The organism is Psychrobacter sp. A3, from assembly GCF_028823565.1.
GTDB classification, from domain to species: Bacteria; Pseudomonadota; Gammaproteobacteria; order Pseudomonadales; family Moraxellaceae; genus Psychrobacter; species Psychrobacter celer.
In genome coordinates, this window is record NZ_JAPEHS010000009.1 from 37,543 (window position 1) to 49,231 (window position 11,689).

The following is an 11,689-nucleotide window of genomic DNA, read 5'->3' on the forward strand; positions in this document are numbered from 1 at the left end:
CGCATGCGCAATAAAAGGATGTTATTGCCTCATAAAGCTGATTGAGTCGAGCTTTATGTACCACGCTTTTTTTAACCAACCAAGGATGGATAAGTTATGAGCATCAATGTGCTTCATCATCGGCGTGTGCCGACCCTTACGCTACTGACAGTGGCCGTTTCCTTAGCTCTATTCGGTTGTTCGGATAGTGACAACAGTTTTAATAACGCTGATACCGCCCAGCCCACGACCACCTACGAGGTGGACATCCAGCGCACCGAGTTTGGCATCCCGCATATCACCGCAAAAGACTATAAAAGCCTAGGATACGGCGTTGGTTATGCCTTTGCCGAGGATAATATCTGCTCGCTGGCCCGCGAAATCGTGGTCGCTCGTGGTCAGAGTATGCTCTATCTGGGCGAGGACGGTGATGTCACCAGCGATGTGTTTTATACCTGGTACAACTCGCCTGCCAAACGCCAGCAGTTTTTGGCCGCCCAACAGCCAGAAGTACTTGATGCCGTAGCAGGCTATGCGGCAGGCTATAGTCGCTACTTGCGCGATACAGGGGTGGACAACATCGACCCTGAGTGTGCAGGCGCGCCATGGGTACAAGAAATCGATACCGATGACTTGCTTGCGCTTTATGGTAAAGCTAACTTGCGCGGCGGGCTTGCCAATTTTGTTGCGCCCATCGTCGCAGCAGCCCCGCCTGCAGTAGATACAGCTATGACGAGCCGTAGGCTGCCTACCAGCTCAGGTGCGGCATCAGAGACATCGCTATACTCTTCTTCATCTTCATCGGCCTCAGCATCAGGGCTGGCGGCGGGCTTTGATTTTGATATGACCACCATCAATGTGATGGATGGCGGCAGTAATGCTTACGCCTTGGGCAGTGAGGTCACCGGCACCCAACGCGGCATCCTCTATGGCAACCCGCACGAGCCTTGGGATGGCGTACAGCGTTTTTATCAATTTCATCTCACCTTGCCGGGCGAGCTAGACGTCATGGGCGCCGCTCAGCAAGGTCAGCCATTTCCCAATATTGGGTTTAATAAAGACGTCGCTTGGAGCCATACCGTCTCTACCGCCAAACGCTTTACGCTCTATCAGCTTAACCTAGTCGATGGCGATCCGATGAAATATACCTATGAAAACACTGAAGGCGCTGTCGAGGAGCGCGACATCAAAAAAGTCGATGTGACGATCCAGCTGCCTGACAACGGCAGCCTGACTCAGCCCATCTATCTGTCGCATTATGGTCCGATGCTCGCGGTCAACACCGTCAACGGCCTCCTGCCAGCATGGGGCAGTAACAATCTGGCCTTTACCATTCGTGATGCTGCCTCAGAAAACCCGCGCTCACTTAACCAATGGCTTAGTATGAATAAAGCCGATAGCGTCGAAGATTTAAAAGAGCGTATGCAAGACATCGTCGGGCTTGGTTTTGTCAATACCATCGCTGCAGATAGACATGGCAAAGCCTTGTACGCTGATATCTCAACCGTCCCTCATGTGACTGCAGACAAGCTAAAGAGCTGCATCGCAGGACAGCCGTTTTTACAAGGCATTGTCAGTTTTGATTTACCCGCGCTCAATGGTAGCAAGGCCACTTGTGAATGGGGCAATGATGCAGATTCGCCGCAAGCTGGGATTTTTGGCGCATCAAACCTACCTTTTTTGATACGTGATGATTATGTGGCCAACTCCAATGACAGCTATTGGTTTAGCAATCCAAATCAGCCATTGACCGATTTTTCACCACTACTGCATCGGCGCTTAACCCCCTTTATCTCGGCCAATCCACCAGATGGCGTACCGTTATTGATGCGCACGCGTATGGGTTTTCAGCAGATATTTGATCGTTTGGACAACTCAGATGGGTTAGGCGGCGACACCTTTACTCTAGAAAACCTCCAACAAGTGGTCTATGGCAACCGCAGTTATGTCGCGGAGCTAGTGCTTGACGATGTCCTCGCTGACTGCGCCGCCAACCCGATGCTGACGTTATCGAGCGGTGGCAGTATCGACGCGACCCAAGCCTGCACAGTGCTGAGCAATTGGGACCGCCGTAATAACTTAGACAGTAGGGGCGCTCATGTCTTTAGAGAGTTTTGGCGCAATGTCGACTTTACCGAAACTACTGATGATGCCTTTAATGTGCCGTTTGATGAGTCTGACCCTATCAACACACCGCGCGATCTTAAAATCACAGCGGGCACCCGTGCCGCCTTGGCAGATGCGATTGCCTACTTTCAAAACAATGGCGTGGCGCTCGATGCCACATTGGGCGAGCTACAATACACCCTTGATGCCAGCAAAAACAACGAGCGTATTCCGATGCATGGCGGCCAAGGACGTGAAGGCGTCTTTAACGTAGCGCGCGGCCCAGCACCAAACGCCGATGCCAGCGAGTATGCCTTTATCAATAACGGCCCGACATATATGCAAGCGGTGACGTTTGATGACAAAGGCCCTGTGGTCAACGCCTTACTGGCGTATTCGCAATCCGCGGATAGCACACGCCCTTATCACCGTGACCAGACGCGGCGTTACTCTGCAAAAGACTGGATTCGCCTGCCGTTTAGTACCGGTGAGATAGCAACTCACGCAGTGGGCGATACGCTGCAATTAACCGAGTAAAACCAACTGCTATTTAACCTTATCAAAAGACCTCAGATCACACCGCTGAGGTCTTTTTCTTCTGCTGAGCAAGCGCCGTTTCAAGAGCATAGCAATTCTAAGCCTTTACACCTCCGCTATCACTTCTCCACATCCCAGTCTTTACCCAACTGCTATAAGTCGTCTCCCCACTACTGGTAGGGATTTGTTATACTAGCGGTAGCAAGTCAGTCATCTCTATACAACCAAAAGCGACACCCAAAACCGCAGCCTGTATGGTCAACCCGAGGAATGCCGTATGACAGAATACTCACAACCAGATACTCAGCAACCCTACAACCGCGCTGACGAGCAGCCGACGACCACGCGCCCTGTCATGCAGCCTGACAACCCATATGCCAGTACGCGCGGCAGTATCACCAGCAAGCAGCTGCCAGCGTTTGATGAAGCGATGATCCAAAAATACAATCGCTCAGGGCCACGCTACACTTCCTATCCGACTGCTTTAGAATTTACAGAGATAGCTGATGGTTTAGAGACTAAAATCCTTCAAAGCCGTGAAGCACGCGCGCCCTTATCGCTATATTTTCATATTCCCTTTTGTCGTCACCTTTGCTATTACTGCGCTTGCAATAAAATCATCACCAAAAAAAACAGCGACTCAGGCGACTATCTACAATACTTAATTAAAGAGATTACCCACAAGCGCCGCTTATTATCGGCGCCAGAGGGCAGTAGCAAGCCTGTCGTCAAGCAGTTGCATTTAGGCGGGGGTACGCCGACATTCTTGCGTGATGAAGAGATGGTTCAGCTCTGGCAGTTCTTACAAACGCAGTTTGAGTTTTTGGGTGATGATGAAGGCGACTACTCTATCGAGATTGATCCGCGTGAGCTGAGCGGCAACACCCTCAAGGTCCTACGTGATCTGGGCTTTAACCGCATCAGCTTAGGGGTACAAGACTTAGAGGAGAGCGTCCAAATCGCCGTCAACCGCGTGCATTCAGCGGAATTAATCGAAAACGTACTTACTGAAGCACGCGAATTGGGTTTTCATTCTATCAATATCGATCTGATCTACGGTCTGCCGCATCAAACACCTGAGACATTGGAGCAAACCGTACGTCGCATCATCGAGATGGCACCCGACCGGCTGTCGGTGTTTAACTACGCGCATCTGCCGGAGCGCTTTAAAGCCCAGCGCCAAATCAAAGAAGCGGATTTACCTAGCCCTGCGGCCAAACTGACCATGCTGGGCAATACTATTAACACGCTCACCGAAGCAGGCTATCAATACATCGGCATCGACCACTTTGCCAAGCCCGATGACGAGCTGGCTGTGGCACAGCGCGAGGGTAAGTTGCATCGCAATTTTCAGGGCTATACCATCATGGGCGACTGTGATTTGCTCGGCTTTGGGGTCTCATCGATCAGTCAAATCGCCAATGCCAATAGTCGCTATATCTTACAAAACGATACCGACCTGCAAGCTTATCACGCCACCATCGATGCCGCGCAGCACAATCTGGCCATCATGCCTGCGGTCAAAGTGATCAAAACCTCTATCAAAGATCGCTTGCGCGAGTATGTGATCATGAATCTGCTGTGTCACGACTACATCGACTTTAAAGACGTCAATCAAAAATTTGGTATCGATGCCATCACCTATTTTATTGATGAGATTGCGCAGTTAGGCGCGATGCAAGAGGACAGACTTATCGATATGGATGCCGCTGGTATCCGTGTACTGCCAAAAGGTCGCCTACTCGCTCGCAACGTCGCCATGGTGTTTGATGAATATTTGGACAAAAAGCATAAAAACCGCTTTTCTAAAGTGATTTAACGTACTTTAAAAAATACTTTATGCACAAAAAAGACCTCGTTTTTGAGGTCTTTTGTTATGTCAATATGAGCGCTCAACCGTAGCGTTGTTACACCTTAAACTTATCGCCAACCATACCTTTGACCGTGCTCAAGATGTCGGCAGGCAGTACCACCATTTTTGAGTTATCAGACTCTGCAAGCTGACGTATCGACTTGATGTATTGCTCGCCTAGCAGATAAACAATCGGCATCTCTTCATCGCCCATCGCAGCAGTAATCAGGCGAATGGACTCCTCAGAGCCTTTGGCCAGCACCACTTGCGCTTCAGCATCACGGCGTGAGGCTTCTAGGCGACCATCTGCTTCTAAGATAGCGGCTTGTTTTTGTCCATCGGCACGCGTCACTGTCGCACGGCGCAAACGCTCAGCCGCCGCCTGCTCTTCCATCGATGCTTGCATCGTGTCTGAGGGGTTGATGTCTTGAATCTCGACTGTTTTGAGTGTGATACCCCAATCAGCGATGTCTTCTGAGATGGCATGCTTGAGCTTGGTTTTAATCTCCTCACGACTAGATAGTGCGTTATCCAAATCCATCTCACCGATGATCGAGCGCAGGGAAGTCTGTACCAGATTACGGATACCATACTCATAATCTTCGATACCATAGACCGCCTTATCGGGGCGCACGATATTGATATAAGCGACAGCGTTGGCGATGATGACGACGTTATCGCGAGTGATAACTTCTTGCGATGGAATATCAAGTACGATGTCTTTGGTGGTGACTTTATACGCGACGTCATCGACATAAGGGATAATCAGGTTGAGACCAGGCTCTAGCGTCTGGCTATATTTGCCCAGTCGCTGCACCACCCACTTATAACCTTGCGGTACGATGCGCACCCCTTTAAACACGGTAAAGACTACCAGCGCAATCAACACCACCATCACAATGCTAAAGCTTTCCATAACTCATCCCTATAATTGATAATTGTATTTGACTGGCAGTCAAACTTGCCTATTTTTTTTGGCTCAGCGTAGGCGACTGTATGCTTCTGACGATCAGCTCATTGCCCACGATATCTGTCACCACCACCCGCTCACCAACTGCAATCTCCTCTCCTGTGGTGCGGCACATCCACTCTGCCGCGCCAACGATAGGGACACTAAAGCGCACGATACCTGCGCGCTCGGGTTGCGGTGATAGCACAATCATCCCTGTCTCACCCACGATGACACCACCGCCCAATCCAGCTTTGGTACGATCCACTGATAAAGGCTTGATAAACTTAAACCATGCCACTAAAAACACCGTCGACAGCACCAACCAAATGACAACTTGCACAAAAAGAGAAATCGGCAAGAGCCAAGCCAATGCTGCAACAATAATGGCAGCGGCACCAAACCACAGGCTGGCGAATGTCGGTACAAACATCTCCACGATAAGTAGCACAAAGCCCAATACCAACCAATGCCAAGGTTCAATCATCAAAAACATCTCCATCATTGCCACCCACCCTGTTTGAATCATCCTAGCTTGCTATCCTAGCTTTCAATGTAGCATACTTTGAGCATTTATAACCTCTTAAAAATCATCAATATACACCACTCATAACACAACTCCCATATCTTAGATGCAATCAAAAAGAAACGACCGCCAAAGCGATCGTTTTTTGTGTGATATATAAATATAAGGTGTGGTCAATCAATGCCTTAGAACTTCAGCTGACCACCAACAGTCATTAGATCAGCATCACTTCCCAACTTGTCGTATTCAGCTTCAACGCTAAAGTTTGGACTCACTGAATAACCAAGACCAACACCGCCTGCTAGGCTCGTATCACTGTCTGAATACGTCTCGGTTCTGATTTCAGTATTGCCAATATTGCGCGTATAGTCCCCTTCTATCTCAGTTTTTGCCACACCTAGTTTACCTTTGGCGTATAACCCTGTATTTGGGAACTGATAGCGGTAAGTACCATAAGCGCCATAAGACTTAGCATCAATATCGCCACCGCGATAATCTGCATCATCTGAGCCGACATACTCAGCTTCGATACCGAAGTTAGGGTCAAAATTATAACCCCCATAGATACCATAAGCGGTTGGATCATCAGCATCATTGACGTCTAGATCAAATTGACCGACTTTGGCACCGACGTATGCTTGACCGGTGTAACCATTACCATAAGTGACAGCAGCTTGTGCGCCTACGGTGAGTAATGAACCTGCCGCTAAAGCCAATAGTGTCTTTTGTAAAGTTTTCATAATATTCCCCTAAGATAGTGTAGTTCGTCAATCTTATATAGAGTATTGGTTTGAGAAACGAGATAGACATCTGTCGTTTCTCAATGACCGTATTTATCTTATAAAGTTCTAATCCGGTAGACTTTAAGTCATTTCATTATCGATTTAGAATTTTAAATGAGCGCCCACTGTTAATAGTTTGGCATCGACGTCGCTATCCATCATGGCGTATTCAGCTTCAACCCCAAAGTTTGGATTCACTGAGTAACCAAGTCCCACGCCACCTGCGATACCAGTATCACTGGTTGAATTTGACACTTTTAATGGACCAGCCGTGTAATCGCCTTCGACCTCAGTTTTGGCTACCCCTAGTTTGCCTTTGGCGTATAAGCCCGTGTTTGGAAACTGGTAGCGAGCCGTACCATAAGCACCATACGTTTTGGCATCTAGGTCACCGTTTCTGTAGTCAGCATCGTCTGAGCCGACATATTCTGCTTCGATACCGAAGTTTTGGTCAAAGTTATAACCACCATAAACACCATAAGCTGTTGGGTCATCAGCATTGTCGATATCTAAGTCAAACTGACCGACTTTTACACCTACATACGGTTGGCCTGTATAGCCGTTACTATAAGTCGTCGCAGATTGAGCACTGACTGTCAACAATGAACCAGTAGCTAGCGCAAGTAGGGTTTTTTGTAGAGTATTCATGATAAGCTCCTTAAAACTATGGCAAACAAGTTATCTATTTATATAGGCTTTTGGCCTTATCGCCTTGTTTGCTAACGATGAATATATAGTAACAAACTATTTCAAACTCTCTGTCAGTGTTTGATGGTGTGAGAGTTAAGATTTGCAAGTATTTATCAGCGGGTGGGTTACAAAGGCAAAGATATGAAATCTTTTGTTACAACCTCCGTTTTTGTGCAATAATTCCTACTTATTTCATCGAAAGCGATGGCAGCGTGTGTGTTTGAGCACTAGGTTTTACCGAGCGTATCCTCATATTTCACCCAGTTAGATGATTATCGCTTGATAGAATACATGCCCTAGCTGCAAGGGACAAAGAGACCGAAAAGGGCCAAAAAACCGCTTTGTTTTATCAATATGGTAGGAAAAAATAGATGATGACCCTCAAGGACGAGCTGGAGCAAGCACTACAGACGTTAAAGAAAAATGAGCAGTATCGGCAAATACCGACGCTGGCACATGATGGGCGCTATGTCGTTTATCAAGGCAAACGCTTACTAAACATCGCCAGTAATGACTATCTGGGTTTGGGCAGCGACAGTAGGCTACAAAGGGCGTTTTTTGAGCAGATGGATCAATTGGCTGACACGCATTATCCTAAGATGAGTGCTACCTCCTCACGGCTACTCACAGGAGACGACACGCAGTTACAAGCCTTAGAGTTTGAGATGCAAGCATGGTATCAAACGGCAGTGTGTCAAGAAGATGTCTCTAATAGTCCTAGCAGCCCTAGCAATCTGAGTAGGCCAAAATCTGTGTTGGTATTTAACAGCGGCTACCATGCCAATATCGGTATTTTGCCCGCGCTGACCACCTTACCCATCAAAACACTGGTGTTAGCAGATAAGCTGGTGCACGCCAGTATCATCGATGGGCTGCGCCTTAGCCAAAACAAAACCGTTGGCTATCGCCGTTATCGTCATAATGACTACGCGCATCTGGCTCGGCTTATCGAGCGAGCTGATGACGATATCAGGCGCATCATTATCGTGACCGAAAGCGTGTTTAGTATGGATGGTGATCGCGCAGACTTACAACAACTGGTACAAATAAAAGCTCAAGATGCGCGCATTGAGCTGTATGTCGACGAAGCTCATGCTATCGGGGTCTTAGGAGAGACAGGGCTTGGGCTGGCAGAGGAAACACAGACACTCGGGCAGATTGATTATTTGGTTGGTACCTTTGGCAAGGCATTTGCCTCCGTTGGCGCTTATATCATGTGTGATGAAACCATCAAGCGCTGGCTGGTCAATCACATGCGCTCACTGATCTTTAGTACCGCATTGCCGCCCATCAACCATGCTTGGACACGTTTTGTGTTGGCCAAAATGCCAAGCTTGACACCGGCGCGGACGCATTTGACACTACTGTCTACCGAGCTGAGCGAGGCCATTGCCCTCAAATACTCTACCAGTGCAGTCAGCAGCGCCTATACCTCGCCTATCGTCCCTTATATATTGGGCGATAATGCGCGCACACTGGCCAAAGCCCAGCAGCTACAGGCCGCTGGGTTTTATGCACTGCCTATTAGGCCGCCTACGGTGCCTGCCAATAGCGCGCGCATTCGTCTAGTAATGAATGCCAAACTGACCTATGATGACTGTGAGCGGTTAATTCAGCAGCTGTAGTTGTCTTAAATATAGGTTGAATCGCTACTAGCGATGACTGACGTACAGATGCCTTACGATCAGTCACAGACTGACAATATGGTTTAGGAAAAATGGCTCGCCGACAGGATGTAATAGCATAGATGACACACTCAGCCGCACTCAAGCTAGATCACAGAAAGCAAACCATCGCGCGCCATTTTGCCAATGCCAGTCATTATGATGAGCACGCCACTATCCAGCAAAAGATCTGTCACGACTTGCTGGCGACCATCTCAAAAAAAACGCAAGATAGCGTCTTAGAGATTGGTGCAGGTACAGGTCAGATGACCCGCCTATTGGCCGAGCACATTCAAAGCCAGCACTGGCTGATCAATGAGCTATGCGCCGAGCAAACAGCTACCCTGCAAGGCATTTTGCCAAATGCTCAGATTGCCATCGGCGACGCTGAAACTATCGACTTCAAAGGAGAACATAGTTTGATTGTCAGCGCCAATGCTGTGCAATGGTTTGATAATCCTCTCAGCTTTGTTGCCCATTCTGCCTCTCGCCTCCAAGCAGGTGGCCAGCTGGTCTTTAGCACCTTTACACCTAATAATTTTTTGCAAATCAAAGCCCTGACTGGTCAAGGGCTTCACTATCCTGACATGCAGCAATGGCGCTTGGCATTGCATCACGCTGGGTTTGACAATATTGCGCTATCGACACGGCGCTTTGATGTGACGTTTTCTAGTCCTTATGCGGTACTCAAACATATGAAACTCACTGGTGTATCGACTAATCAAACGCAAAACAAAGCCAGCCCGCGCGTGGCTTTCATTTGGAACAAATCGAGCTTACAGCAATTTGAGCGGCGCTACTGGCAGCAGTTTTCGGCGATAGACGAGGCGGGAGACGCTGGTGTCATACTCACTTATGAGGCACTGATTATTAGTGCCCAGCTTATTGAACCAAATATCGGTCGTTGATCAAATGAGTAACTGCCATAAAAAAACGCACCTCGAAAGGTGCGTTTTTATGTCACATTAATCAACGGTCAGCTTATCAGCCGTTTTATTTTTTGTCGTCTACTTCTGTAAACTCAGCATCGACAACATCATCGTCGGCTTGGTTGTTACTTGCTGCATCCGCGCCTTGCTGGAACTGGCTTGGATCCATACCTTCTGCGCCTGCACCGCTATCAGCATAGATTTTTTGGCTGACAGGCAAGAAAGCATTGTCTAGCGCTTCAAGTTTGGCTTTGATGTCGTCATGATCATCTTCTTTAGTCGCTGTCTCTAACTCAGAGATTGCCGCTTCTACTGATGATTTTTCTTCTTCAGTGACTTTATCACCCGCTTCTTTTAGCGCTTTTTGTACCGCATGGATACGACCATCCGCTTCGTTGCGAACTTGTGCCAGATTTGCAAACTTCTCATCTTCAGCTGCGTTGGCTTCAGCGTCTCGTACCATTTGCTCAACTTCTTCATCCGACAAGCCGGAGTCTGCTTTGATCTGGATGCTTTGCGCTTTACCAGTACCTTTGTCAGTCGCTGAGATGTTCATGATACCATCAGCGTTGATATCGAAAGTCACTTCGATTTGTGGCAGACCACGTGGCGCTGGTGGAATATCTGTTAAGTCAAAGCGGCCAAGCAGTTTGTTTTGGTTAGCGATTTTACGCTCGCCTTGATAAACCTGAATGGTTACCGCAGGCTGGTTGTCTTCTGCTGTTGAGAACACTTGTGATTTCTTGGTAGGAATCATGGTGTTTTTCTCGATGATTGGGGTCATTACGCCGCCCATCGTCTCAATACCAAGCGTCAATGGTGTCACATCAAGCAATAAAACGTCATTTTTGTCACCAGACAATACCGCACCTTGAATCGCGGCACCCGCTGCTACTGCTTCGTCAGGGTTTACGTCTTTACGTGGCTCTTGACCGAAGAACTCTTGTACTTTTTGTTGTACAAGTGGCATACGAGTCTGACCACCGACCAAGATCACGTCGTTGATGTCGCCGACTTTTAGGCCAGCATCTTCAAGGGCAATCTTACAAGGATCCATGGTACGCTGTACCAGATCTTCGGTTAAGCTCTCAAGCTTAGAGCGGCTGATAGTGATGACCAAGTGCTTAGGACCACTGCTGTCAGCGGTGATGTATGGTAAGTTCACTTCAGTGCTTTGAGCGCTTGATAGCTCGATTTTTGCTTTTTCTGCTGCTTCTTTTAGACGCTGCATCGCAAGTGAGTCACCTTTTAGGTTGACGTCTTGCTCTTTTTTGAATTCATCGACCAAGTAATCAATCAACGCTGAGTCAAAGTCTTCACCGCCAAGGAATGTATCACCATTGGTCGCTAGTACTTCAAACTGTTGCTCGCCGTCTACATCTGCAATCTCAATGATTGAGATATCAAAAGTACCACCACCCAAGTCATATACAGCAACGGTGCTATCGCCTTGCTTTTTGTCCATACCATAAGCAAGAGCGGCGGCAGTTGGTTCGTTGATGATACGTTTTACATCAAGACCGGCGATTTTACCGGCATCCTTGGTGGCTTGACGCTGTGAGTCGTTGAAGTAAGCAGGTACGGTTACGACCGCTTCTGTTACTTTTTCGCCCAAATAGTCTTCTGCCGTTTTTTTCATTTTTTTCAAGATTTCAGCAGAAACCTGTGGTGGCGC

At 48.0% G+C, this 11,689-nt stretch carries 9 protein-coding genes; 4 read left to right on the forward strand and 5 right to left on the reverse strand.

Annotation, left to right across the window (positions count from 1 at the left end; all coding sequences use genetic code 11):
- Nucleotides 1-96 precede the first annotated feature (96 nt).
- A complete protein-coding gene (locus NK638_RS02885; RefSeq protein WP_274631866.1) occupies nt 97-2,622 on the forward strand; it encodes a penicillin acylase family protein in 2,526 nt (841 codons plus the stop codon).
- Between the two features lie 355 nt (nt 2,623-2,977).
- On the forward strand, nt 2,978-4,441 hold the full coding sequence (hemN, locus tag NK638_RS02890) for an oxygen-independent coproporphyrinogen III oxidase (protein ID WP_446739803.1): 1,464 nt from the start codon (nt 2,978-2,980) through the stop codon (nt 4,439-4,441).
- An 88-nt stretch (nt 4,442-4,529) separates the two neighbouring features.
- Here hemN and NK638_RS02895 read toward each other — a convergent pair whose 3' ends face one another.
- The 4 genes from NK638_RS02895 to NK638_RS02910 form a co-directional block, all read right to left on the reverse strand.
- Nucleotides 4,530-5,390 (reverse strand): SPFH domain-containing protein, encoded by an 861-nt coding sequence (locus tag NK638_RS02895; protein WP_075101278.1) that lies wholly within the window; start codon nt 5,388-5,390, stop codon nt 4,530-4,532.
- Between the two features lie 49 nt (nt 5,391-5,439).
- Nucleotides 5,440-5,928: an NfeD family protein gene (locus tag NK638_RS02900; protein ID WP_274631873.1), complete on the reverse strand. Its 489-nt coding sequence runs from the start codon at nt 5,926-5,928 to the stop codon at nt 5,440-5,442.
- A gap of 206 nt (nt 5,929-6,134) precedes the next feature.
- A complete protein-coding gene (locus NK638_RS02905; RefSeq protein WP_274631868.1) occupies nt 6,135-6,689 on the reverse strand; it encodes a porin family protein in 555 nt (184 codons plus the stop codon).
- A 144-nt stretch (nt 6,690-6,833) separates the two neighbouring features.
- On the reverse strand, nt 6,834-7,379 hold the full coding sequence (locus tag NK638_RS02910; protein ID WP_274631869.1) for a porin family protein: 546 nt from the start codon (nt 7,377-7,379) through the stop codon (nt 6,834-6,836).
- A 416-nt stretch (nt 7,380-7,795) separates the two neighbouring features.
- Here NK638_RS02910 and NK638_RS02915 point away from each other — a divergent pair, with 416 nt between their 5' ends.
- Nucleotides 7,796-9,046, forward strand: a complete 1,251-nt coding sequence (locus NK638_RS02915; protein WP_274631874.1) for an 8-amino-7-oxononanoate synthase — start codon at nt 7,796-7,798, stop codon at nt 9,044-9,046.
- A 122-nt stretch (nt 9,047-9,168) separates the two neighbouring features.
- The gene (locus NK638_RS02920) at nt 9,169-9,993 is read left to right on the forward strand and encodes a methyltransferase domain-containing protein (protein ID WP_274631870.1); all 825 of its coding nucleotides are present in this window, start codon (nt 9,169-9,171) and stop codon (nt 9,991-9,993) included.
- A gap of 85 nt (nt 9,994-10,078) precedes the next feature.
- Here the strand turns inward: NK638_RS02920 and dnaK are convergent.
- A partial coding sequence (gene dnaK / locus NK638_RS02925) for a molecular chaperone DnaK (protein ID WP_274631871.1) occupies nt 10,079-11,689 on the reverse strand: 1,611 nt, incomplete at its 5' end.

Bases quoted from the DNA above. Each gene is read 5' to 3' on its own strand.
- hemN (WP_446739803.1), top strand. From the start codon at position 2,978: ATGCAGCCTGACAACCCATATGCCAGTACGCGCGGCAGTATCACCAGC.
- NK638_RS02920 (WP_274631870.1), top strand. From the start codon at position 9,169: ATGACACACTCAGCCGCACTCAAGCTAGATCACAGAAAGCAAACCATC.
- NK638_RS02885 (WP_274631866.1), top strand. From the start codon at position 97: ATGAGCATCAATGTGCTTCATCATCGGCGTGTGCCGACCCTTACGCTA.
- NK638_RS02895 (WP_075101278.1), bottom strand. From the start codon at position 5,390: ATGGAAAGCTTTAGCATTGTGATGGTGGTGTTGATTGCGCTGGTAGTC.
- NK638_RS02910 (WP_274631869.1), bottom strand. From the start codon at position 7,379: ATGAATACTCTACAAAAAACCCTACTTGCGCTAGCTACTGGTTCATTG.
- NK638_RS02915 (WP_274631874.1), top strand. From the start codon at position 7,796: ATGACCCTCAAGGACGAGCTGGAGCAAGCACTACAGACGTTAAAGAAA.
- NK638_RS02905 (WP_274631868.1), bottom strand. From the start codon at position 6,689: ATGAAAACTTTACAAAAGACACTATTGGCTTTAGCGGCAGGTTCATTA.
- NK638_RS02900 (WP_274631873.1), bottom strand. From the start codon at position 5,928: ATGATGGAGATGTTTTTGATGATTGAACCTTGGCATTGGTTGGTATTG.